This is a genomic window from Caproicibacterium sp. NSD3, from assembly GCF_053613275.1.
On record NZ_CM132119.1, the window covers coordinates 1667647 to 1691086 of the forward strand.

The following is a 23440-nucleotide window of genomic DNA, read 5'->3' on the forward strand; positions in this document are numbered from 1 at the left end:
CTTTACCCTTGTTCCGTCAGGATCATCAAGCCGTCTATAAATTTCTTGATATTGATTTTTCCTCCGCGCTCTCGTTTCCCTCGAATAAAATCCATCTCTGCCCGGATTTCTTCAAATGGAAACAGGCTCCCTGAATAGCGCTCAAACGTTTCGTTCATAAAATCTTCTATCCCAAGATGGGCAAGATTACACATCCCCGCAGCAATCGCCCGCCGAACTCGTTGTTCCATATTCTGAGGGGTATGAGTAAGTGTCTTAAAAAGCTGTCCAAGACTAATCTGCGATAAAGAAACATTATTTTCCCGCAAATACTGGCACATTTTCAGAATATCTTCGCTGCCACGCTCTCCAGACATTCCCAGCTGATTTAATATGTATTGATAGCGGCGCATGGAAAAATCGTCTTTTTCCTCTTTTCTCACAGGAGAAAGAGCGGTATCTTTTTGAAAAATATTGCGAATATTCGAAAGCGTCTTTTCATTCTCAATCTGGTTAATAATATTTTCGATCACCGTTTTTACTTCAATCACATTGATCGGTTTACTAATAAAAAAATCGATCCCCGCATGATAAGCTTTTCCAATCAGTTTTTTATCAGACACCTGCGAAACCATAATACATTTGGCATGGCAATTCATTTCTCTCAGGTTTTGAACGATCTGAATTCCATCTTTTTCGGGCATCAGGAAATCAACAAGAATCAGATCCGGATTGTGGGATAGGATCTCCTGCTCATCGGGAACTTTTCCTCCAGAGTCTCCGCAGATTTTCCCCAAATGATATTCTTCAATAATATCTTCAAGAATATCGATCACCGTCTGGTCGTCTTCCACTATATAAATATTCAAAAGCTATCCCTCCAATGACGCAACCGGAATCGTAATGCGAAATTCCGTTCCCGCTCCCAAAGCCGAACGAACCTCTAATTTTCCATGAAATTCTTCTTCCACGGCTGCCTTAACGCCTGCTAGTCCGACGCCACGGTATATATTTCCGGTTTGCTTATCAAATTTTGTGGAAAATCCCATTTGAAAAATTTTGGTCAGATTCTTCTCTGCAATACCCGGGCCATCATCCCGCACTGAAACTACATAGGAATCGCCTTCCTGCTGTTCGAAAATTTCAACCAGCCCCGAAGAACGCACGGAAGCGATCGCTTCAATTGCATTGTTTTCGAGATTTTTAAGAATTGCCATGAGAGAATAATGTTTATCTGTAAGAAAATCCTTTTGATAACGAAAATCCAGTTTGATATCCAAGTTTTTGGATTCCATCATTCGGTAAGTAGATTCCTGCAAAATATTCAGGATATCTTTAAGATGCATCTTCTTTTCCGGATACTGCTCATCAACCTCTTTTTCAATTCCCTGAATAATTCTAATATAATCTTTTTTGATCTCATGCACATCCCGCGCAATCGCTAAAGACAGCCTTTGTGTTTCCTGCGGAACATCCAAATCGGAAAGCATCTCATATAAATGATAGGCATTTCCCATGATTGCCTCTACATTTTCAGTGTTCTTACGCATAAAATAAAGTTCTGTTTTGAGACCAGTCGTCATCAAAAACAAACGTTGATATCGCTTTTCATGTTCCTCCTTCGTGAGCAATGTCCGATAACTCTTTAGGAGGATCAGTAAGACCACCACAATGATGGTTCGAATTGCAGCGACCTCAAACAGATAGAGAATTCTCTCTGCTTGTACCAATGTAAAAAACAGTTTACTGCGAACCAGTGTTTCAAAAAGATTAGCAATAAAATCGCAGCTGAAAGCTGCCAAAGTCAAGCGGGTAACAGAAGCCGTATACTTATTTCGAACCATCATCTCAAAAAAGAGGCCATAGCACAGGAAGAACAGCCCTCCCGGAAGAATCGTCTGCATGCTGCCAATGACACCTTGCCCATTTATAATAGCTAAGGCCCAGCGAAAAAGGAACACCATACAGGAAACACATCCGCAGGTTGCAAGTGAACTTTCTTCCTTATTAATCGTCGTCAAAAGGATCGGCAGAATCGCAACAGCCAAAGAAACACGAAAATCATCGAGAAAGATATTCCAGTAAATTTGAGAGATTACTGCAGTGACAGCCCCTGTCAGAAGATTCATTTTCCATTGTCTTCTGCGATTCATGAGCAATCCGAATCCTTTCTGAAACTTCAGCAAAATTTAATCATACAAATTCTAAATCATGAAAAGTTTCAAAATTTCTTTATGTTTCAAAAATAAAGTGAAAAGTCACAGTTGAAATATTAAATAAATTATAACATATCCAAAAGCAAAACAGAATAGTCCTTTGAAATTTCTTTGTAAAGTGAACTAAATTTGTTGATAATTTTGTCTTTATCGTTTTTTCTCTGATATTTGCACCAAATCTTTATTTTCTAAAAATTTCTGCAGACCAAAAACGATTAGAACAATTAGATTGATTCTGGCTTTACTGAAAAACATCTGTACAAAGCCAATCTTTAAGCCAAATCAGAGACTGAAAGACCCGATCATAAAAAGGTTCTAATTCCTTGGTAGGCTCCACCTGATCAGGTATCATTACCACAAACATCCCGGCACGGCGGGCAGATTGAAGCCCATTGGGGGAATCTTCTATTGCAATTGTCTCCTGAGGAGCAGTCCCAAGGGCCCTACAGGTATTGCAGTAAATTTCAGGATTCGGTTTACTGTGCTTAACCGTATCTCCCGTTACGACCACTTTAAAATAATCTTCAATCCCCGCTTCTTTTAAATGTGCAATCGTTTTTACTCGTCTAGTGGAAGTAGAAAGAGCCACCGGGATTTTCGCTTCTTTTAAGTAAGATAAAATTTCTAAAACACCAGGCTTCATCGGAAGTCCTTCTTTTAAAAGTTCTTCCTCAAAAATTTCTGAGCAGCGGGTACGAAAGTCATCATAAGGAAAATCTTTTCCATACTTTTCAAAAAATAAGGCTCTGGTATCCTCATAATTAAGTCCCATTGCACGGTTTAAAAGATTCTCAACTCCCGGAAGGTTCCATTCTTTTCCAACCTGAGTCCATGTGCTTTTACTAATTCGTTCCGTATCGAATAAAACACCATCCATATCGAATGCAATCGCTTTGATCATAAAATAACTCCTTCTCAGTTACTGCAGCTAACTAAATAGAAAAGCAGCCATGGAATCATTGGAACCAGAAATCCCCATTTGAATTGCTTCATCACCGCAACATACTCTCGGATAACCGCGCTGGGCCAATAATAAAGAGCTGTCTTGCTCCCGACGCCTTGGGCATCAATCCCAATCTTTCTGGCATAAAGGCTTGTACGAAACACACGGTAATTACTGGTAACAAAAATGCAGTGATATGGCCTTCTAATTGGATCGAGCAGTTTCCGACAAAACTGAAGATTTTCAAAAGTTGTTTTTGATTCTTTCTCCATCAAGATTTTTGAATCCGGAATTCCTCTCTTAATCAGATAATCCCGCATCGCCTCTGCTTCTGAGATTGTCTCATCTGCTCCTTTTCCACCGGAAACCACAAATTTTGCCCGGCAGCCGCCTTTTCGATAGACCTCTATTCCCTTTTCAATTCTGCCTGTCAAAAGCGGCGAAATTTGGTTCCCATGGAGCAATCCCGCTCCATGAATAATCACATAGTCACATTTTACTTCTTTAGGTAGGTGACTATATAAAAAAGAATAGAGCAAAAATGCGACAAAGGTAAAACCGATATAAGCACTTAAACAGATGATCAAAATAACAAAAGCCATTTTATTTGCCGACATGTTTTGTTCTATAACAGCCATATAAAGAATGAAACCAATGACCAGAAAGATTGCCATACCGGCACCAAATGACAGCAAATTCTGAATTCGTCTGCCCTCTTTTCTCACCATAATGACGCCGTTGATCAGAAGAAAAACTGCCACTGCCAAAACGCTGAGCGGAATTACAATTACAAGAATTAAAGATAAAATGGTCGCAATTAACGGAGCATGATTGCTTTCCATCATAATCCCGGAAAAGAGGAAAAAAATTGTTGTCAGGAGAAATATGCTGTTGCGAAACTGACGTGGTTCTCGAATGATTGAGCTCAACGTCAAAGCGCCGCAGATGACTCCAAAAAACAAAAAAATCAAACTTTTTTCTCCCCTCCGGGTTCATTTTACAGCCCTATTTTCAAAATTTTTCTCAAAAAAAGAGACTTTTTTAAAGCCTCCTTTTAAATTTTCTTTCCTGCAAGCACTTCTTTATAATCTTTTAGATTTTCTTCCAGAAGTCTTGGCGTATTTAGCCCATACGGACATTTTTTCATACAGGCACCACAATGCAGACAGTTTTCTATCTTTTTCATTTTTTGCTGAAATTCCTGTGTTAAATATGCTTTAGAAGGGGCTCTTCTCAAAAGCAGCGACATTCTGGCGCAGTTATTGATCTCAATTCCTGCAGGGCATGGCATACAATAACCACAGCCTCGGCAGAAATCCCCCTGCAGAGTTTTTCGATCCTCATCAATTATTTTTTCATATTCCGAATTCATTTTCGGAGGATTCTCTTGAAAAGATAAAAACTCGTCCAATTCCGACTCGCGCTGGATTCCCCAGAGTGGAAGCACCTGCGGAAACGCGCTTAAATAAGCATAGGCGGCCCCCGCATTATGAATCAATCCGCCAGAAAGTGCTTTCATCGCTAAAAATCCCATGTTTTTCTCTTTTGCACCATTGACGATCTCCAAATCTTTTTGCGTCGCAAGATAACAAAATGGGAACTGAATGGTATCATAGAGTCCGGAATCGATCGCTTCTTTCGCAACCGAAAGGCGATGATTGGTGATCCCGATAAAGCGGATTTTTCCCTGTCCTTTTGCTTTTTCCATCGCTTCGTAGAGGCCCGTCCCATCTCCCGGTTTTGGGCAAAAAGAAGGATTATGAAACTGATAAATATCAATATAGTCGGTCTTGAGTTTTAATAAACCGGTATCAAGATCTTTCCAGAATCCTTCTGCTGTCAAAGACGGCGTTTTACTGGAAATATAGACTTTTTCGCGCAGATCAGAAAATGCGGCACCGAGTTTTTCTTCACTATCAGAATAACTGCGTGCCGTATCAAAGAAAGTAATTCCGCCCTCATAGGCTCGTCTTAAAAGGTGAACTGCCTCCGGTTTTGAAATTCTCTGAATCGGCAATGCGCCAAATCCATTTTTGCTCACCGTAATGCCGGTTTTTCCCAAAACGACTTTTTCCATCATAACGCCCTCTTTTTTTTAATCACAACTATTTTCATTATAATAAAAATCAACAAAAAGCGCAATCTTTTTCCCGGAATTCGGGAGAATTTTTCTTGACAAATTTCAAAGTGCTTTTTACCATAATCTTATTTGAACCCGAAAGGAAGCTCTCATTTTGAACGAACTGACAAAAGCTTACTTTTTCGCACAAAAAGCACATCTCGGACAAGTCGACAAAGGCGGAAACGACTATTTTCTACACCCACTCGCAGTTTCCGGAAAAGTAAAAGCGATTCCTTTAAAAGTAATCGCTCTGCTCCATGACGTGATTGAGGATACCGTTTTCACTGCAGATGATTTAAAATCCGCAGGCTTTTCCGCGCGAACGATTTTGGCGGTAACGGCACTTTCCCGCAAAAAAGGCGAATCCTATGATGACTATCTTCTGCGTCTTTCTATAAATCACGATGCAGTCATTGTAAAGATCGCTGATCTGGAACATAATGCTGATCTTTCCAGAATTTCCGCTCCCACTCAAAAAGATTTCGCGCGTACTCAAAAATATCGTGAAAAGCTTGGTTTTCTCAAGAAAATACAGAAGAACTTTTAACTGATACCATTTTTTTCTTTTGCTCTTTTGTTTCCTCTGCAAAGGTATCTCGGGCGATCTCCCCGCTAAGTGCCAAAAGGCAAATCAAATTTGGCCCTGCCATTAAGCCATTCATAATATCGGAAAAAGTCCATACCGCTTCCAACGGTATGGTTGCCCCTACAAGAACAGCGATCGTATAAAAGACTCGGTAAATTTTGCGGTAAGAAAGTTTCGGCAATAAGTATTCCAGCGCTTTTTCTCCATTATAAGCCCAGCCAATAATGGTAGAAAAGGCAAACAAAGTAATTCCAATCGCAATCAGCTTTCCTCCAAACGGTCCGAGAACCGTCTCAAAAGCAGCAATGGTCAAAGCCGCTCCTTCAACCGGGTTTCCATTAGGATCGGTAATGCCCAGTACGCCGGAAGCAACGATTGCAAGCCCGGTTATCGTGCAGATGACAGTGGTATCAAAAAAGACTCCAGTCATGCTGAGATAGCCGATTTCTACAGGATCTTTTGAAGAAGCTGCCGCCGCTGTAAATGTAGCGGAACCCATCCCCGCCTCATTGGAAAAAACGCCGCGGGCAATTCCCCATTTTGCCGCCCTCTGCATAGAGGCTAAAATTGTTCCTCCCGCTCCTGCTGCCGCCGCTTTAGGAGAAAAGGCAAGGTGAAAAATTTCAATAATCCCGCTGGGAAGGTTTTGAAAATTCCCAAGGATCACAATTGTTCCACCGATCAGATAAAGAATTGACATGGCCGGAATCAAAACAGAGGAAATTTTAGAAATACTGCGAATTCCTCCAATTAAAATGATAAAAGTCAACACCATCAGCACGATTCCGCTGATGGTCGGCGAAACTCCAAAAGTCACATAAAGTGCTTCCGATACAGAATTTGCCTGCGTCATATTTCCGATTCCAAAGGATGCCAGCACTGCAAAGACGGCAAAGAGGATTGCTAGCATTCTTCCTATAGAATGAAAAGGAAAACGCTCCTGCAGCGGATACATGGATCCTCCGATCATCTCGCCCATTTTATTTTTTCTGCGGTATTTTGCCGCCAACATACATTCCGCATATTTTGTAGCAAGTCCCAAGAGTGCTGAGATCTCCATCCAAATCAGCGCGCCCGGACCGCCTAAGACCAATGCGGTAGAAACTCCAACAATATTCCCTGTGCCTATGGTAGAGGCAAGCGCCGTCATCAAAGCAGAAAAGGGAGAAATTCCACCGTCTTTTACAGTACTGCGTGCTTTTGGACTAAGCGCAAAGTGTAAAGCTTTCGAAAGATTTTTCCACGGCAGAAAGTGGAGACGCAAAGTTAAAAAAGCGCCGGTTCCCATAAGCAGAGTTAGCAATCCCGGCCCCCAGATAAAAGCATCAACCGTCTTTAAAAAATACAAAATCAGCGCCTCCAAAATGATCAAAATAGACCTTATCATTCTTATGAAACCTCCTTTCAAAATATCCGTCGGGAAAATAACAAGCATTCCAAAAAATATGCTCTAAAAATATGCCCGATAGATTGTTGATTTTCCCAATATACAAAACCGACTTCGTTTGTTAAAATATAAACGAAATAAATAAACTGATCACAAAGATTCCACAATTCTGCTTAGAATGCAGTTTTATGGAAAAGATAATGTTCAGTTTAAAAATATTTAAGGGGGAATCAAAAGATGGCACGTTTTACACTTCCACGTGATATTTACTATGGCAGAGGAACTCTGGATGTATTAAAGGAGCTCTCCGGAAAAAAGGCAATGGTTGTTGTGGGCGGCAGCTCAATGAAACGGTTTGGCTTTTTGGATAAAGTCCTCGAAAATTTAAAAACCGCCGGTATTGAAACCCGTCTTTTTGAAGGCGTAGAACCTGATCCTTCGGTAGAGACTGTCATGAGAGGCGCTGCGGCAATGCGCGAATTTGAACCCGACTGGATTGTTTCGATCGGCGGCGGTTCCCCGATCGATGCCGCAAAAGCAATGTGGGTCTTCTATGAATATCCCGAAACCAAATTTGAAGATCTGATTACGCCATTTAGTTTTCCAACCTTACGGAAAAAAGCACATTTTCTGGCGATTCCTTCTACCTCTGGCACTGCAACCGAAGTAACCGCTTTCTCTGTAATTACTGATTATCAAAAAGGAATTAAATATCCGCTGGCAGATTTTAATATTACACCGGACATTGCGATTGTCGACCCTGATCTTGCCGAGACGATGCCTCAGAAGCTAACCGCTTATACCGGCATGGATGCTCTTACTCATGCAACAGAGGCTTACGTCTCTAAACTTCACGGCCCCTTCACCGATCCTTTAGCACTTAAGGCGATCTCGATGGTTTTTAAATATCTGCCGGATTCTTATAAGGGTGATCATGAAGCCCGTGAGCAGATGCACTATGCACAGTGCCTTGCAGGAATGGCATTCTCCAACGCACTTTTGGGAATTGTTCATTCAATGGCACACAAAACCGGTGCGGCATTTTCTACCGGACATATTCCACACGGCTGTGCCAACGCTATTTATCTGCCTTATGTCATTCAATATAATGCAAAGGATCCCGAAGCGTTAGAGCGTTACCATGAAATTGCCGATATGCTGGGAATCGAAGGCGATAAAAAATCCCAGATGTTCACTCTCTGTGAGCGTATCTGGAGTTATAATGATCACTTCTCAATTCCGCGTACATTAAAAAGTTTTGGAATTGATGAAGACGAATTTAAGCAAAAGCTTTCCAAAATTTCAGAAGACGCAATCGGTGATGCCTGCACTGGTTCCAACCCGCGCTCTATCACGCCAAAAGAAATGGAACATTTGTTTACCTGCATTTATTATGGAACACCGGTAGATTTCTGATTTTTTGCTTTTGGTCTTTTATAATTTGTAACCCCCTATTTTTAATATCAGTGTAGGAAAGCTCACGCACTTTCCGCACAAAAAAGCCGGACGGAAATTTCCGCCCGGCTTTTTTTACCTTTTTTTAAAAAACCAACGTACCAAGGTCTCCAGTTTCCAAAATTAAAATTTGTTCTTCAAATCCAGTTTTGGCATTGATATAAACCAATACCTGATCCCCATTATCCCCATCACATAGAAATTCCCAGCACAGCGTTTCTGTAGATCCCTTTGTGGGAATCAGAGAAAGCCGATGAGATTTTACCGTCAAATGTGGACTAACCTTTTCCTGTGCTTGCTCTACAGAAAGTTCCGGCGACGGAATTTCTCTCTCTTTATGGTTCATAATATATCCGGTAGCATTATATTCTGTAATTTCTCCATTATCCAGTGCGACAGATACCTTAATTAAATCCGGGTAACAACAGGCATCTCCCTGCTGAAATGCAAAATTAAAAGTCACTCTTCCATCATGCTGCACATAATAGCGCTCTGTCATATTGGACAGTCCCCGTGAAGATAGAAAATTTTCCGCTGATGTTTTCGCATCTTCTACGCTGACGTTTTCTTCTGAAATTTCCCGGGTGTTTTCGTAAGTGACTACCTCTCCTCCCTGTTTAGAAACGCTCACTTTTGCACTTTCTAAAGTAAAATTATAAGTGGGAAGATTTCCTTCTGTATCCTGTGTATGATTTAGCAAATTCACATCAATTCCCAGAAACTTTTCTGCGTTGAGCGCTGCGTTTCCCTGAGAAATGTCTTCTTTTCCTTCCAAAAATTGAGGCTTTTTCTGCATAACTTCATCAGAAAACGGTCCATCATAAATGAGGGATGGAAAATCGGTAAAATCTTCCGCCGTCTCTTTTAACTGATCTGAAAATTGCCCATTAAAGACTGGTTTTACATCCGTTAAATCTTGATTCAAAGTCTGTGCATATTTGGAAAGCTGCTTCATGGTATCATACTGTTCGTCTGTAATTTGTTTGCCGGCGCTGACTTCCTCAGAAAGCGTCATAGAGAAATCTCCCACCTGCGTGATAAATTTAGAAACTGTATTAAGAGAATCGTCATCGACAGGCAAGGCGCTCAAAGCCCCTTTTGCCAGGCTTGTCTGTCTCACCAGCCTGGCTGCAAGTCCGGTTTGCTGTGTTGCCGTATTGGCATAGGAGCCCTTTCCCAATGTAGTCTGTACACTTTTTATGCTGTCCCGCAAGTCTCCCATTGCTCTTGTATAACTATAATTTAGATTCTGCTGTGCTGCTTTTGCTTCCATTCCGTTTTTAACCGCAAAACCACCTGCGGTCAGAACAATCGCAGCCGCAACTGTGGACATGATAATTTGTTTCCGGGTCATTTTCTATAACCTCCTCTTTTTTTCTATAGTCTTTACCTCGTATTTTTAGATTATACAAATTGCAAATTGACCCCAAAAGGCGTATACTATTTTTTAATTATCTATCTTTTTTTAAACAAAATCCAAATCAAATGTGGAGGAACTAAAGCATGACGATGGAGGAATTTTATAAATCCATTAAGGGCAAAACGATTGCTTTCTGTGGCTTAGGCGGAAGCAACGTTCCCCTCGCAAAAACTTTTTCGCAAAAGGGTGCAATTGTAACCGGCCGTGACCGCCGCAGCTATGAAAAGTTGGGTGATACCGCAACAGAACTGGAAAAAGCCGGCGTTCGTCTGGTTCTAGGAGACGACTATCTCAATGATCTTCATGAAGAGATTATTTTCCGTACGCCCGGCATTCGATTTCATCTTCCCGAACTGGAAACGGCACGCAAAAACGGTCAAATTGTCACAAGCGAAATGGAAGTTTTCTTTGACGTCTGCCCTTGTCCGATTTTTGGAATTACCGGCTCTGATGGAAAAACAACAACTACCAGTATTCTTGCCGAAATTCTAAAAAAATCTGGCAAGACGGTCCATGTAGGCGGCAATATCGGTACTCCGCTTCTTCCAAAAGTTGAAACGATCAAACCGAATGACGTTGTGGTTGCAGAGCTTTCGAGTTTTCAGCTAATCAGCATGAGACGCAGCCCGATGGTCGGTATCGTAACAAATATTACTCCCAATCATTTGGATATGCACAAAGACATGAATGAATATATTAACGCCAAAAAGAACATCATTCTGCATCAGAATGCGTTCGGCCGAGCTGTCTTAAATTTGGATAATGAAATTTCTGCTTCCTTTGCCCCTGAAGTGCGCGGTCGGCTGCTATATTTTAGCCGCAAGCAAAAAGTAGAACATGGCTGCTGGCTCAATAAAAATGAACAGATCATTTTTTCTGATCAGGGAAAAGACACCGTCGTTCTGGATACCAAAGATATCCGGATTCCCGGCAGCCATAATATTGAAAATTATATGGCTGCAATCTGTGCTTCCTTTAGCTTTGTTTCTCCGGATGATGTAACAACCGTAGCAAAAACTTTTCCCGGCGTTGCCCACCGCGCCGAATTCGTCCGTGAATTGAATGGTGTTCGCTGGTATAATGATTCGATTGCAACAACGCCCAGCCGTACAATAAAGGGAATGCTTTCTATTTTCTCCGAAAAGCTGATTTTAATTGCCGGCGGCTACGACAAAAAAATTCCATTCGAGCCTTTGGGTCAACCAATCTGTGACCATGTAAAGACGCTGGTTCTTCTCGGCAACACAGCCCCCAAAATCGAAGCTGCTGTAAAAGCTGCTGCCGGTTACAAAGACGGTGCCCCAAAGATTCTGCATGTTTCCACTCTGCAAGAGGCCGTCGACCTCTGCAGCAAAGAAGCCCAAAGTGGTGATGTTGTTGCTCTTTCCCCCGCCTGTGCAAGCTATGATATGTTCCCAAACTTTGTAATTCGGGGCAACACCTTCAAAGAGATGGTCATGGCTCTTTAATTGGGCTTTGATGATTTTCAGCATTTTATTGTTTTGTCATTTTAACTTTGCTAATCTTTTTTTATGATTGAATCAATTTTTATTTTAATCTAATTTGTTCTTTGAAAGGACCTTTGGATTCATGAAATTAACAGATATTTTAACCCAACTATGTCAAAGCCGCGGCACCAGCGGAGATGAAGGAGCCCCCATAAAGACGGCCATTGAATTAAGCGGACTCTCCGGCAGACGAGATACGCTCGGAAACGGCATTGTGTTTTTAGGAGATCCTCATGCAAAAGAGCAGGTGCTTCTGGACGCTCATATGGATCAGGTAGGACTAATCGTCACGGGAATTGATGAGGAAGGATTTCTTCATATTGACCGCTGCGGCGGTGCGGATCGAAGAGTCCTTCCGGGATGTCCCGTAACTGTCTTCGGAAAAGAGACCCTCTTCGGTGTAATTGGAAATTTGCCGCCGCATCTCTCCGATGGTAAAAGCGATACTGTTCCAGCCATTACAAAGATGACAGTGGATTTAGGCCTTCCCTCTGAAAAAGTAAAATCTCTTGTAACCCCGGGGGACCGCGTAATCCCTCAATATCAGCCGCAAAAGCTTTTAAAGACTCGCTTTGCCTCCGCCGCTTTGGATAACCGTGCCGGTGCAGCCATTCTGATTCGCTGTATTCATCTTCTAAAAGAAGAGACTTTATCCTGCGGCATTTCCGTTCTGTTCAGCACAAGAGAAGAAATTGGCGGACAAGGTGCAGTCACCGGTGCTTTCGGGCTTTCTCCAACACGTGCTATTTGCGTAGACGTCAGTTTTGGCGATCAGCCCGGCGTTCGGGAAGAAGTCAGCCTTCCTCTTGGAAAAGGCGTAATGATCGGGGTTGCTCCCGTTTTGGATCGATCAATGTATCAGAAATTGGCTTCTCTTGCTGAAAAGAGGAACATCCCCTATAAATGGGACGTTATGGGCGGTGACACCGGAACCAATTCCGACGCGATTGCAACAACACAAAACGGAGTACACACAGCCCTTTTGAGTGTACCGCTTCGTTATATGCATACCGCCTGCGAAGTGGTCGATACCGATGATCTCGAAAACGCTGCTCAACTGATGGCGGCTTATCTGCGGGAGGTGAAATAATGGATCAAATTTTAAAGGAACTTTGCTCCATTCGTGGAATTTCCGGCGACGAAAAACTGGTGCAACAAAAAATTCTTAAAGAAATTGGGCCTTTTGCGGATTCCGTTTCTATTACGCCACTTGGCAGCATTTTAGCGCATAAAAAAGGAAAATATCCTGCAAAAACAAAGCTTCTCATCAGTGCCCATATGGATGAAGTCGGCATGATCATCACTCATATTGGAAAAGAAGGGCTGCTTCGTTTTACCGCTGTCGGTGGAATTGATCCGCGGGTGCTGGCAGGACGCACCGTCAAAATCGGCGATCACGAAATTCCTGGCGTCATCGGAATGAAGCCAATTCATGTTCTTTCGGCTGCCGAACGCGAAAAAACTGTCCCTATTGAAGATTTGGCAATCGACATCGGTGCTTCTGGAAAAGAAGAGGCAAGCAGCGTAGTTTCTCCGGGAGACAGCGTCACTTTTGAACGCATCTTTTATGAAAATGGCCATACCATCATGAGCCCTGCTCTGGACGATCGCGCCGGATGTGCAATTTTGATTTTTCTCATGCAGAAAACGGAATGGAAATACGACACCGATTTTTTATTTGCCGTACAGGAAGAAGTGGGACTTAACGGTTCTAAAACCGCAGCATTTGCCGATCAGCCGCAGGCTTCTATCGTTGTAGAAACTACAACGGCCGCAGATGTTGCTGGAATGGCTCCGGAAAATCGGGTCTGTTTTTTAGGAAAAGGTCCCGTGATTTCCTTTATGGACAAACGAACAATCTATGATCGGGAATATTGCCGCATAGCTTTTGAAGAAGCAAAAAAAGCAGGGCTTTCCTGCCAGTATAAGCAGGCGGTTGCAGGCGGCAATGATGCAGGTGCCATTCATACCAGCCGAAGTGGAGTTCGCACCGTTGCTGTCAGCCTTCCAGGCCGCTATCTGCATTCCCCGATGAGTGTAATCAGCTGTAAAGACTATGAGGACGCAAAACCTCTGATTGCTTTGATGGCAGAACGGATTGCAGGCGAATGATTCATCTGATACAAGACTCGCAGGAACTAGCCCCATGGGACAATTCCCCATTAGGCTGCCGCATCTTTTCTATGGCACTGGGCTATGGAACAGAAATGCCTTTTCTTCATTTCTGGCGCGAAAAGTCCGGCTGCATTTCTTTAATGGATGACGTTATGACCCTTGCGGGCGATTTTGAAGATTCTTTAGAATTACAGGAATTTATTCACTTTTCGGGTGCAAAAACTGTTTTTTGTGAAAATCCTTGTCTTTCTAAAAAGCTTAGATTCTTAGTCTCGGATCAAGGCCCCGAAATGATACGAGATTCAGAGCACCCTGCAATTCCTTGGAATCTTTCTCATCCAATTTCACTAAAAAAAATGCACGCACTTTTAAAAGCATGCCAATCGCCATCTTTCTCGGTTTCGAATTTTGAGCCCTTTTATCTCGATCTTAATCATCGAATTCGCCATCAGACAGCCGATGTCTGGGGAATCATGGAACACGATGATCTGATTGCATGTCTTGCAGCCTGCATATCCCCCAAAAATGCTCTGCTTTTTTCCGGAGCAGTTCATCCGAATCGACGTCGACACGGAATTTTTTCAGCTATAATAGAAGCCGTTCCGGTTTATCTTCCGAAACGGACTCTCTTTCTCTGCTGTGAAAATTCCCTTTGCTCCTATTATCAATCTCTTGGATACCATATCTGTGGTCGATGGATTGAAATGAAAGTCTTATCTTAAAACATAACAAAGGAGAACCTCTCTTGAATTTATATCCTTATTTTAAAATTGACGATTCCATAAAAAAAGCTGCTGATCATGCTCTGCAAGAAGCTAAGCCTCAGTTACATGAAATCGAAAAAACAACAGATTATAATCAGCAAAAAATGCTTGCCGCTTTTCTCGAAAGCGGTGTGAGTGAAAGCCACTTTGCTGCGAGTACCGGATATGGATATGGTGACCGCGGCCGTGAGGTGCTGGATCAAGTCTACGCAAGAGCCTTAGGTGCTGAGGATGCACTGGTTCGTCATAATTTTGTCTCTGGAACACATGCGCTAACCATAGCTTTGTTTGGTGTTTTGCGGCCGGGAGATACAATGCTCTGCGTAACCGGACTGCCATATGATACCCTTCAAAGCGTCATTGGCCTGACCGGCGATGGGAATGGTTCTCTAAAGGAGTTTGACATTCACTATGAGCAGGTTGATTTGACTCCCGACGGAAAGCCCGATCTTCCCGCAATTGCTAAGCGGACTCATGAGCTTCAGCCTAAAATGGTCTATATACAAAGAAGCCGCGGATACAATCTGCGTCCTTCTCTTTTCGTGGAAGAAATCGAAGAAATTATTCGTATCTGCAAAAATGAGGCGCCAAATTGTATTGCAATGGTAGATAATTGCTATGGTGAGTTTGTAGAGAAAGAGGAGCCCACTTCTCATGGTGCCGATCTCATGGCAGGCTCCCTTATCAAAAATCCGGGTGGCGGCATTGCTCCCACCGGAGGCTATATCGCAGGCAGAAAAGATTTGGTTGAAAGCTGTGCCTATCGGTTAACGACTCCTGGAACAGGACGTGAAATCGGATGCACATTGGGACACAACCGAGAACTTTTTATGGGCGCTTTTCATGCTCCTCATGTGACCGGAGAAGCTCTTAAAACGGCCGTCTTCACCTCTGCCCTATTTTCTCAATTTGGGTATGAAACTTCTCCGCGTTGGGATGAACCGCGTGCTGATATTATCCAAACACTGCTGCTGCGTAATGAAAAATCATTAATTGCATTTTGTCAAGGCGTTCAAAAAGGAGCTCCAGTAGACGCTTTTGTAACACCGGAACCATGGGACATGCCTGGCTATGACAGCAAAGTGATTATGGCAGCCGGTTCCTTTACTTTGGGAGCTTCGATTGAACTTTCAGCCGACGCACCTTTGCGCGCCCCTTGGGCTGCGTGGATGCAAGGCGCTTTGAATTTTCACAGCGGACGTTTAGGTGCAATGTTGGCAGCACAATCTATGCTTGAACAAGGGCTTTTAGGAAAATAAAGTTGCAATCCCACTTTATTTTTGATAAAATAAAAGCAACAGTAAAAATGCTGTTGCTTTTTTATGCGGGTATGGTGGAATTGGCAGACACGCCAGATTTAGGTTCTGGTGCCAACAGCATGCAGGTTCAAATCCTGTTACCCGCACCATCTAGGCCACGAAACTAAAATGTTTCGTGGCTCTTTTTGTGTCGTCTATTTTATTTGTAGACTATAAAATAGAAAAAGCGCAGCCGCAGAGAGAAAGCTCTACGACTGCGCTTCTTTTTACGCTAATTATTTCAGAAGAGGCATAAATCCTGTTAACTTATTTACTTTTTTCTTACTTCCATAAATAGCAATTCCCAAATAAGTATGTTCTTATTCTGGTACAGATGCTGCTTTTAAAACGTATTTATTGTAAACATTGCAGCTTTGTGCCACATCGGAAAAATCGACATCGGACGCGCTTATCGTCTGCGTCAGGCGTAAACTGAATAATGATATTGCGTATTTCATATTGACAAAACTTGATTTGACGCATATACTAATAACACATCAAATAATTTTGATATGAGGTGATGACTTGGCAACCGTTTATGAGGAACATGCAAAAGTGTTCAAAGCATTGTGTGATGAAAAACGTTTAAGGATACTTGAGCTTCTTCGCGGCGGGGAAAAATGCGCCTGCATTTTGTTGGAACAATTGGACTTAGGGCAGTCGGGGCTTTCCTATCACATGAAGATTCTGGTTGAATCAGGTATTGTGGAGAGCCGTCAGGAAGGCAAATGGACACATTACAAAATCAGTGAAAAGGGCAGCGCTTATGCTGGTACTCTACTGAAAGAATTGACAACGCCCAACGCAGTAGCCGAAGAGAATATTGGCTGCATTTGCTGCAAATACTAAAAGCTATCTGGATGATGGCTTTTTTAAAGCAGAATACATCAAAATATTTTGATATGATTGTCCTTTTATCGAAAGTGAGGTTTTTATCCAGTGCAAATACTAAAAGCAATTTGGGATTTCTTCCAGTATCAGATTCTTGCCATGAAGTGGCTGGATGGGCTGATTGGAAGAGGCCTATCCGCTATTGGACTTGATACGTCGGCACGGCTGGGCGGAAGCATTGAATTCTTCCTGTACGACGTAATTAAGATTACGATACTTCTGTGTTTCCTGATTTTTCTCATCAGCTATATTCAAAGCTATTTCCCTCCAGAGCGCAGCAAGCGAATTCTTGGACGTTTTCATGGTGTCTGGGCCAACTGCATCTCGGCACTCCTTGGGACGGTGACGCCGTTCTGTTCCTGCTCCTCCATACCACTGTTCATCGGGTTTACATCAGCTGGGCTTCCGGTCGGCGTGACGTTCTCGTTCCTGATTTCCTCTCCGATGGTGGATCTCGGATCGCTGCTCCTGTTGATGGGCATCTTTGGAGCAAAGGTGGCAATCATCTATGTGGCCGTCGGTCTGGTTGTCGCGGTTGTCGGTGGTACGATTATCGAGAAACTGCATATGGAGAGATATGTTGAAAGCTTTATTCTGTCAGCGGGCAGTGTGGATATTGAATCCCCCGATCTGACAAAGAAAGACCGGCTGATTTATGCAAAGGAGCAAATGCTGTCCACTTTCAAAAAAGTGTTTCCTTATATTTTAGTCGGTGTCGGCATCGGTGCGGTCATTCACAACTGGATTCCAGCGGAATGGGTGTCGCTTGTGCTCGGCAGCAAAAATCCCTTTGGTGTTATTCTGGCAACCCTGATTGGTGTGCCGATGTACGCAGATATTTTTGGCACAATTCCGATTGCGGAGGCACTGTTATACAAAGGAGCGCAGCTTGGCACGATCCTCTCCTTTATGATGGCCGTAACCACGTTGTCCCTGCCGTCCATGATCATGCTCCGCAAGGCGGTGAAGCCGAAGCTGCTGGCACTGTTCATTGGTATCTGTACCATAGGCATTATCCTTGTAGGCTACTTCTTTAACGCGATTCAGGGATTCATCATATAAGGAGGAAAGTATTATGGCAAAGACATGGTATCCTGTTATTGACTATCTGACCTGCGCGGAGTGCGGCACCTGTGCTGCAAAGTGTTCCCACGGTGTTTATGATCCCTCAAAGGCTCCGTCACCCGTCGTAAAAAATCCGGAGGCATGCATTGACCATTGCCACGGCTGCGGAAACCGCTGTCCGGTTGGTGCGATTACCTATGTCGGCGACGATACCGGCTGGACACCGCCGAACGGTGCACAGGAATCTGAGGGAGACGGCTGTTCCTGCGGATGCGACACATCTTCTGAAAAGAAGATTGTCGTTGAGTATCTCTATCTTGATTTGCAGACCTGTAACCGCTGCATCGGAACGGACGCTGTGCTTGATGAAGTAATGGCAACGCTTACCCCCGCGCTGCGGCTTGCCGGTTTGGATGTTGAGTATAACAAAATCGAGATGAAATCTGCGGAGCTTGCTGAACGGTTTAGGTTTCTTTCCTCTCCGACGATCCGTGTAAATGGTCAGGACATTTGCGGGTTCGTAAAAGAAAACAGTTGCGGATGCTGTAGTGAAATAAGCGGAACTGATGTTGACTGCCGGGTGTTCGAATACAAAAGGGAAAGTTATGAAGTACCCCCAAAAGAGATGCTTGCCGAGGCAATTCTGAAAACCGTATTCGGAACAACAGGCGATTGTTCCTGCGGCGACTATACACTGCCGGATAATCTGAAAATTTTTTACGAGGGGAAAGCCAGTAAATCAGCATGCTCCTGCGGGGGCAACTGCTGCTAACCAATAACATCAACTTATAAAGGAGCGTAATGAATATGTCACTGTTCGGAAAGAAAAAGGAAGAAACGACCTCCTCCTCCTGCTGCGGAGGAAACTGCAATGCGGAAAGCATGGCAAAAGCTGAAAGTGCTAAAACCGAGGGCGCGAGTGTGAAAGTACTTGGAAGCGGCTGCGCAAAATGCAATCAGCTTGAAGCGGCTACTAAAGCAGCGTTGGAGCAACTCGGCATGGATACGACGATTGACCATGTCACTGATTTCTCACAAATCGCAGCCTATGGCGTAATGTCAACGCCCGCCCTTGTGATAGATGGAAAAGTGGTTTCTTTCGGCAAGGTTTTAAAGGCCGAGGAAGTTGTGAAGCTTCTGCAAAAAGTCAGATAATTTTTATAAGGACGGTTTTAGCATGAGTAAACCAAAGGTAGCCTTTATCTGCGTCCATAACTCCTGTCGAAGTCAGATCGCCGAGGCACTGGGAAAGCACCTTGCCGCCGATGTTTTTGAAAGTTATTCTGCTGGAACGGAACTGAAAGACCGCATAAACCCCGATGCGATTCGCCTTATGAAGCAGCTCTATGGAATCGATATGGAACAAAGTCAGTGCCCGAAGCTGCTTGAGGCACTCCCTCCCGTGGATGTGGTTGTTACAATGGGCTGCAATGTGGAATGTCCGTATCTGCCGTGTAAGCGCCGTGAGGATTGGGGACTACCTGACCCAACGGGGAAAAACGATGCAGAGTTCATTTCCGTAATGCATACAATTGAGGGTAAAATTACAGACTTAGCAAAATCATTGAAATAGAGACTTAGCATGTCGGCCGGAAAATTAGAATGACTTTGATATTGCATTCCAATCAGGGAAGCCAGTTTACTTTCGTTCAATTTATCGAACACGGTATCACGCAGAGCATGAGCGCCGCAGGGTGTCCTTATGACAATACTTTTAAGGCAGAATTGATCAATCGCTTCAACTTTCGAACCGATGAAGAATTGGCACATGCTGTTTCAGAGTTCGCCTATGTTTGGTACAATCAGGTCCCACCCACATTCGTACAACGATTATCAAACGCCCTATGAGGCAAGGTATGGATTGAATCAATTTAGACAGCTGTGTTACAAAAACGCTTGACCATTACACTATATAATAGCCATATTAAATAAAGAATAGAATTAAAAGTCTTTAAGCCTCAAGGCATTTTTGTCTTGGGGCCATATTCTTATTCATTGTTTTAAGTCTTTCCAAAATTTTGATACTGTTCTGTTGATAGAGACTGCATAAAAAAAAATAGTTTTTGATTTTTCTATAATTCGCTGGAGAAAGCCCTTTATTCCTGGCGATCTTCTTTGGTCAGTAGAAAAACAAAGGGGAAGGTCCAATTGCCACTTTTTGAGTGCTTTCCGAAGCGAATAGAGGTCGTTAGACTTGTTCTGATGACCTCTATTTTGATATTATAAATTGACCTCTTTTTAAACCGATGTTCAAATGATTGAAGCAACTTTTTATTTTAAGATTGGATTGTACTTATGTTTCAGAAAAAAATCAGGCTCCAAGGCGTTTTTGCCTTGGAGCCTAACTTTACTTATGCTGTGTAAAGATTTTCTTGTTCCTCTATTTTAGCTTTTTCCAACATTCTGGCTTTGCTGTACTGATCAAGATTGTATCTTGTAATGGACGAGTCACAGTAATCGACCGTACCATTTAATTGTTTCATTCAAAAGCTGAGCAAATTACACCATGACAAAAGTCATTTTATTCAGAACCTACGTGAACAAAACCGTATTCTTTTTCAATGAAATTTTGGACTTTTTGATTGGTGGAATAAAGCTTCACGACATTATTACAAAAGTAACAGTAATAGAACGGTTTAAAATACCTTTTCAAGTAGAAATTAATAGTTTTCATATAAACTAGCATTACAACAAGCCCATTTTATCAAATCACGCAAATTTGTGAAACACGATATTTGAGACAAGCGCTCAAGACCATAAAATAAATAGTCACGAATGGGCGATTCATTCATAGCTCGAATTGGCAATACCAGCCTGAATCATGATGATTGCCGCTTTTGGAAAAGTCTCATCCCATTCCTTTTCAAGATAGTAATGGGAATTGGCTTGTAAGCTTTGAGCAATACGGACTTACTCCCTGAGATTGCCTGTATATCCGTTGAAGAAATGGATTTGGTTGTTATATCCCCACCGGAATACCTGGTTAAAAACAACACAAAAATAGCGAAAGCATGGTTTCGGTTTCAAAATAAAGATACGGCAGAAATAAAAATATATGATCGCGTTGAACTAATTGTTGAAAAGGATTGCTATGCAGAAGACGGAGTTCATAAAGGTATGCTTGACTGGATTTGTTATGAACAACAACGGGACGATACTGGCAGGTTTGTTTTGATCAGAACGAATATTTTTATGAATACGTATACCTATCATTTCGGTCAAAGAAACCGATTTAAAGGTCATCACATAACCTTTACTATCCAAACATAGTGAGAATTCAAATCAACCCTCTGATTTATGGAACATATTGTTAAAGTAAAAAGCTAAAAGGGCCCGCGTTAAGCATAATTTAAGAGAGCGTACGGTTCGCATCCGCAAGAAAACCTGCGGGACGAGAGTCCGACCCTCTTCGTCTCCACCTTTACTCTTGTACTTCAGGGGACTGCTTTATTCCTAAAGGTTTCTTTTGCTCCTCCGGCAGAACCGAAGGTTTATTTTTTTGATAATAAAAAAATAGGTATCGCGAAATGCGATACCTATGCCTAAGAAAAGCTTCCGGTTGCAGCTTTTCTTAGGCAGGTAACTGTGGTCTGGGACAGAATAGACCAGACCGTTTTTCATGCTTGCAGTAAAACCGGTACAGAGCTGTTTCTCCTTGAAAGCACTGATGTGATGGCCCTACTCTTTTCAGAAGCAGAACCATCACATCAGATGAAGGTTGTTTAGTTGTCAGCAGTTCAGAATGTCATACCTGTAGCAAAGACGGTCAACCATGTCATCAAGACGGCTGCCGTAATCGTACCGGCCCAAATTGAATTTGTCTTTTTGTTGAGATAATAGCAGGATATATTGACCAGCCAGAAGCCTGCCGATACACCAAGCAAAGTTTCGGCGCCGAAGCAGCCGCGGTTTGCGGCAAACAGGCAGACATGCGGCACCAGAAGACCAAATACGAACGCAACAAATATTAACAGCATGGCAATTGTTCCTACCAGATTCGTGAAAATAATATCCTTTTTCATATTATTATCATTTCCGGCAATCGTCTTTTGCGCAATTGCGTTCACGAAAATAAACGTAAACATAAGCAACAGGATCGGTATGTATTTATGGGCAACTTTTGTCGGCTCAAGGAGATTCAGTTCACTGTTAAACAGCACGACATGGATATTGCAGTTCGTGAAAGTTGTATAGAATACAAACAAACCATAGACAATGGCAAATGTAGTAAACGCAAAAGCAAAACACTTCAGAATATATTTGAAACTGAATCCCGTGGACTCCGTTGTTGCCAGGCCGTAATCGCCCAGTGTCGCGTGGTTCTTCTTACCACGGGTCTGATGGAATATCATTACGAAGATCAGCAAAAGGATTGCCGTCCCAACAGACCACGCACACTTGCCGCCTGCATTTCCGAGACTGTTTAGAAGCGGCAAATTGCTGTAATACTGCCATCCAAGGATATACAGGCAACCGCAGAGGACAGCCAGGATAACGGTGGCGATATACCACGGCTTTGATTTGGGCTCGTATCCGATATATCGTGACTCTCTTTGCAGTACCAGACCAGAAAACACCTTTGTCTCCAACAGAAGCTTAACCAATGCATAGAGCAGCAGCCCCATATCCAGGAAGGCCAACAGCATGGCAATGTCTTTTATCCAATAGACGAGGTTGGAGTTGCTGAGCGCTTTCGGGGCCGTTGTGGAGGCCGTGAGTTCTCCCATGACCAGTTTCGCAACCGTCGCGGAATCCGGCTCCATCATATGCATTTCATTGGGGTTATACAAGACTCGCGCCGTCTTATTGCTATAGTTCCCGTACACCTTGCCAATTTCAATATTACTGCTCTTATCTACGCCAAACATCGTCTTTAAGTCGGGAGATTGGATGGCGTCGGACAGAGTCCTGGCATTGGTAGAGCGATAGAGAACGGATTCGTCGCCCTTTCCGACAATCAGCGCAAAATTGAAATTTGTCGGATTATCCAATTTGCCAGAGTATCCAAAAGTGCCCAGAGCAATGCAGGAAGTAATCTCATTCGCATATTTCTGGGCCATAACGGATGTATAATAAGCGCCCATGGAATGTCCCGCAAGAACCAGTTGTGATTTGTCCGTCATAGCCAGCGACTTAACAATTTCGATGGATTCTGCGGTATAGTTCAGACCTTCACTCATCGAGTTGACAGGAGCGGCCCCGCCGCTGCTCCCTCCCATAACAGGCTCGGAAAGCCCGTTGCCCGGGACATCCGTAACGATAACAATATAGCCTCTTCTGGAAGCCTCTACCGCAACCATTGAGCTTTCATCCAGAGACGCGCCGCCGCCAACCATATATATGAGAGCCGGCGCTGGGGTTTGGGGTGTAGCGGATTTCGGAATATAAAGTTTATAACTCATCAGATAACCATTCGGGCTGACCGTCGAAGCTTTTTTGACATCAACAGAACACCACGAATTATCGACGCCTTTGATCACCAAAGCCGACAGAAACAGAATGGACAAGGCAATGTACAACAGCTTCAGCGGGGTCGATTTTGACAATGGCTTTTTCATATTTTCCTCCCTTTCATGTTGCGCTGTTTAATAATATTGGCCTAACCGATCTATTAATCCCTTCTCACACCCCTTCCGTTGTTTATTTAGCTGTACGCTCGTAAAATAAATGGTTTTATCCAATCAGCTCCTC

23 protein-coding genes, 1 tRNA gene and 1 pseudogene are annotated in these 23440 nt (G+C 43.1%); 15 read left to right on the forward strand and 10 right to left on the reverse strand.

Translation table 11 applies throughout. The features are described 5' to 3' along the window. Positions 1–2: 2 nt before the first annotated feature. The 5 genes from ACVS9P_RS08065 to ACVS9P_RS08085 form a co-directional block, all read right to left on the reverse strand. Entirely contained in the window at positions 3–848 is an 846-nt protein-coding gene (locus tag ACVS9P_RS08065; protein ID WP_452103068.1) for a response regulator, read from the reverse strand. Positions 849–851: 3 nt separating this feature from the next. After that, entirely contained in the window at positions 852–2132 is a 1281-nt protein-coding gene (locus tag ACVS9P_RS08070; RefSeq protein ID WP_452103069.1) for an ATP-binding protein, read from the reverse strand. 304 nt (positions 2133–2436) lie between these two features. Beyond that, entirely contained in the window at positions 2437–3096 is a 660-nt protein-coding gene (locus ACVS9P_RS08075) for an HAD family hydrolase (protein WP_452103070.1), read from the reverse strand. Positions 3097–3110: 14 nt separating this feature from the next. After that, on the reverse strand, positions 3111–4109 hold the full coding sequence (locus tag ACVS9P_RS08080; protein ID WP_452103071.1) for a YdcF family protein: 999 nt from the start codon (positions 4107–4109) through the stop codon (positions 3111–3113). An 83-nt stretch (positions 4110–4192) separates the two neighbouring features. Beyond that, positions 4193–5215, reverse strand: a complete 1023-nt coding sequence (locus tag ACVS9P_RS08085) for an aldo/keto reductase (protein ID WP_452104688.1) — start codon at positions 5213–5215, stop codon at positions 4193–4195. A gap of 157 nt (positions 5216–5372) precedes the next feature. On the opposite strand from ACVS9P_RS08085, the gene ACVS9P_RS08090 reads away from it, so the two are divergent. Further along, positions 5373–5807, forward strand: coding sequence for a GTP pyrophosphokinase (locus ACVS9P_RS08090; protein ID WP_452103072.1), 435 nt, complete (start codon positions 5373–5375; stop codon positions 5805–5807). On the opposite strand, the gene ACVS9P_RS08095 is transcribed toward ACVS9P_RS08090, so the two are convergent. Further along, positions 5782–7233, reverse strand: coding sequence for an alanine/glycine:cation symporter family protein (locus ACVS9P_RS08095; protein WP_452103073.1), 1452 nt, complete (start codon positions 7231–7233; stop codon positions 5782–5784). The genes ACVS9P_RS08090 and ACVS9P_RS08095 overlap by 26 nt on opposite strands. Before the next feature lie 237 nt (positions 7234–7470). Between ACVS9P_RS08095 and ACVS9P_RS08100 the strand changes: the two genes are divergently transcribed. Continuing rightward, positions 7471–8649, forward strand: a complete 1179-nt coding sequence (locus ACVS9P_RS08100; protein ID WP_452103074.1) for an iron-containing alcohol dehydrogenase — start codon at positions 7471–7473, stop codon at positions 8647–8649. A 124-nt stretch (positions 8650–8773) separates the two neighbouring features. Here the strand turns inward: ACVS9P_RS08100 and ACVS9P_RS08105 are convergent, their stop codons facing one another. Further along, positions 8774–10042: a PepSY1/2 domain-containing protein gene (locus ACVS9P_RS08105; protein WP_452103075.1), complete on the reverse strand. Its 1269-nt coding sequence runs from the start codon at positions 10040–10042 to the stop codon at positions 8774–8776. A gap of 149 nt (positions 10043–10191) precedes the next feature. Between ACVS9P_RS08105 and murD the strand changes: the two genes are divergently transcribed. The 6 genes from murD (at position 10192) to ACVS9P_RS08135 (ending at position 15903) form a co-directional block, all read left to right on the forward strand. Next, the gene (gene murD, locus ACVS9P_RS08110; protein WP_452103076.1) at positions 10192–11577 is read left to right on the forward strand and encodes a UDP-N-acetylmuramoyl-L-alanine--D-glutamate ligase; all 1386 of its coding nucleotides are present in this window, start codon (positions 10192–10194) and stop codon (positions 11575–11577) included. A 121-nt stretch (positions 11578–11698) separates the two neighbouring features. Continuing rightward, entirely contained in the window at positions 11699–12706 is a 1008-nt protein-coding gene (locus ACVS9P_RS08115; RefSeq protein ID WP_452103077.1) for a M20/M25/M40 family metallo-hydrolase, read from the forward strand. Continuing rightward, the gene (locus ACVS9P_RS08120) at positions 12706–13728 is read left to right on the forward strand and encodes a M42 family metallopeptidase (RefSeq protein WP_452103078.1); all 1023 of its coding nucleotides are present in this window, start codon (positions 12706–12708) and stop codon (positions 13726–13728) included. Before ACVS9P_RS08115 ends, ACVS9P_RS08120 begins: the two co-directional genes overlap by 1 nt. Continuing rightward, positions 13725–14453, forward strand: coding sequence for a GNAT family N-acetyltransferase (locus ACVS9P_RS08125; RefSeq protein ID WP_452103079.1), 729 nt, complete (start codon positions 13725–13727; stop codon positions 14451–14453). The genes ACVS9P_RS08120 and ACVS9P_RS08125 overlap by 4 nt, the downstream gene beginning before the upstream one ends. 23 nt (positions 14454–14476) lie before the next feature. Further along, complete coding sequence (locus ACVS9P_RS08130; protein ID WP_452103080.1) at positions 14477–15754, forward strand: methionine gamma-lyase family protein; 1278 nt, start codon at positions 14477–14479, stop codon at positions 15752–15754. Positions 15755–15819: 65 nt separating this feature from the next. Then, positions 15820–15903: transfer RNA gene (locus tag ACVS9P_RS08135), tRNA-Leu, on the forward strand. A gap of 126 nt (positions 15904–16029) precedes the next feature. On the opposite strand, the gene ACVS9P_RS08140 is transcribed toward ACVS9P_RS08135, so the two are convergent. Further along, complete coding sequence (locus tag ACVS9P_RS08140; protein WP_452104689.1) at positions 16030–16101, reverse strand: hypothetical protein; 72 nt, start codon at positions 16099–16101, stop codon at positions 16030–16032. 217 nt (positions 16102–16318) lie between these two features. Between ACVS9P_RS08140 and ACVS9P_RS08145 the strand changes: the two genes are divergently transcribed. The 6 genes and pseudogenes from ACVS9P_RS08145 to ACVS9P_RS08170 all read left to right on the forward strand — a co-directional run. Beyond that, a complete protein-coding gene (locus ACVS9P_RS08145; protein ID WP_266161708.1) occupies positions 16319–16642 on the forward strand; it encodes an ArsR/SmtB family transcription factor in 324 nt (107 codons plus the stop codon). Between the two features lie 90 nt (positions 16643–16732). Then, on the forward strand, positions 16733–17746 hold the full coding sequence (locus ACVS9P_RS08150; RefSeq protein ID WP_266161709.1) for a permease: 1014 nt from the start codon (positions 16733–16735) through the stop codon (positions 17744–17746). 13 nt (positions 17747–17759) lie between these two features. Next, positions 17760–18521 (forward strand): DUF2703 domain-containing protein, encoded by a 762-nt coding sequence (locus ACVS9P_RS08155; protein ID WP_452103081.1) that lies wholly within the window; start codon positions 17760–17762, stop codon positions 18519–18521. Between the two features lie 35 nt (positions 18522–18556). Next, the gene (locus ACVS9P_RS08160) at positions 18557–18904 is read left to right on the forward strand and encodes a thioredoxin family protein (protein ID WP_452103082.1); all 348 of its coding nucleotides are present in this window, start codon (positions 18557–18559) and stop codon (positions 18902–18904) included. A gap of 22 nt (positions 18905–18926) precedes the next feature. Then, positions 18927–19322 carry an arsenate reductase ArsC gene (locus ACVS9P_RS08165; protein ID WP_452103083.1) on the forward strand — a complete coding sequence of 132 codons (396 nt, stop codon included), beginning with the start codon at positions 18927–18929 and terminating at the stop codon, positions 19320–19322. A 35-nt stretch (positions 19323–19357) separates the two neighbouring features. Beyond that, a pseudogene (locus ACVS9P_RS08170) lies at positions 19358–19649 on the forward strand (hypothetical protein); the annotation flags it as partial. A gap of 451 nt (positions 19650–20100) precedes the next feature. Here the strand turns inward: ACVS9P_RS08170 and ACVS9P_RS08175 are convergent. Next, entirely contained in the window at positions 20101–20232 is a 132-nt protein-coding gene (locus ACVS9P_RS08175; protein WP_452103084.1) for a hypothetical protein, read from the reverse strand. Between the two features lie 412 nt (positions 20233–20644). On the opposite strand from ACVS9P_RS08175, the gene ACVS9P_RS08180 reads away from it, so the two are divergent. Beyond that, on the forward strand, positions 20645–21019 hold the full coding sequence (locus ACVS9P_RS08180; protein ID WP_452103085.1) for a hypothetical protein: 375 nt from the start codon (positions 20645–20647) through the stop codon (positions 21017–21019). A 467-nt stretch (positions 21020–21486) separates the two neighbouring features. On the opposite strand, the gene ACVS9P_RS08185 is transcribed toward ACVS9P_RS08180, so the two are convergent. Further along, the gene (locus tag ACVS9P_RS08185) at positions 21487–23307 is read right to left on the reverse strand and encodes an alpha/beta hydrolase family protein (protein WP_452103086.1); all 1821 of its coding nucleotides are present in this window, start codon (positions 23305–23307) and stop codon (positions 21487–21489) included. Positions 23308–23440: the final 133 nt, after the last annotated feature.

Excerpts from the sequence above, each read along its gene's own strand:
- ACVS9P_RS08095 (WP_452103073.1), bottom strand. The coding sequence starts at position 7,233 with ATGATAAGGTCTATTTTGATCATTTTGGAGGCGCTGATTTTGTATTTT.
- ACVS9P_RS08105 (WP_452103075.1), bottom strand. The coding sequence starts at position 10,042 with ATGACCCGGAAACAAATTATCATGTCCACAGTTGCGGCTGCGATTGTT.
- ACVS9P_RS08120 (WP_452103078.1), top strand. The coding sequence starts at position 12,706 with ATGGATCAAATTTTAAAGGAACTTTGCTCCATTCGTGGAATTTCCGGC.
- ACVS9P_RS08165 (WP_452103083.1), top strand. The coding sequence starts at position 18,927 with ATGAGTAAACCAAAGGTAGCCTTTATCTGCGTCCATAACTCCTGTCGA.
- murD (WP_452103076.1), top strand. The coding sequence starts at position 10,192 with ATGACGATGGAGGAATTTTATAAATCCATTAAGGGCAAAACGATTGCT.
- ACVS9P_RS08155 (WP_452103081.1), top strand. The coding sequence starts at position 17,760 with ATGGCAAAGACATGGTATCCTGTTATTGACTATCTGACCTGCGCGGAG.
- ACVS9P_RS08125 (WP_452103079.1), top strand. The coding sequence starts at position 13,725 with ATGATTCATCTGATACAAGACTCGCAGGAACTAGCCCCATGGGACAAT.
- ACVS9P_RS08100 (WP_452103074.1), top strand. The coding sequence starts at position 7,471 with ATGGCACGTTTTACACTTCCACGTGATATTTACTATGGCAGAGGAACT.
- ACVS9P_RS08160 (WP_452103082.1), top strand. The coding sequence starts at position 18,557 with ATGTCACTGTTCGGAAAGAAAAAGGAAGAAACGACCTCCTCCTCCTGC.
- ACVS9P_RS08085 (WP_452104688.1), bottom strand. The coding sequence starts at position 5,215 with ATGGAAAAAGTCGTTTTGGGAAAAACCGGCATTACGGTGAGCAAAAAT.
- ACVS9P_RS08185 (WP_452103086.1), bottom strand. The coding sequence starts at position 23,307 with ATGAAAAAGCCATTGTCAAAATCGACCCCGCTGAAGCTGTTGTACATT.
- ACVS9P_RS08075 (WP_452103070.1), bottom strand. The coding sequence starts at position 3,096 with ATGATCAAAGCGATTGCATTCGATATGGATGGTGTTTTATTCGATACG.
- ACVS9P_RS08070 (WP_452103069.1), bottom strand. The coding sequence starts at position 2,132 with ATGAATCGCAGAAGACAATGGAAAATGAATCTTCTGACAGGGGCTGTC.
- ACVS9P_RS08175 (WP_452103084.1), bottom strand. The coding sequence starts at position 20,232 with ATGAAACAATTAAATGGTACGGTCGATTACTGTGACTCGTCCATTACA.
- ACVS9P_RS08115 (WP_452103077.1), top strand. The coding sequence starts at position 11,699 with ATGAAATTAACAGATATTTTAACCCAACTATGTCAAAGCCGCGGCACC.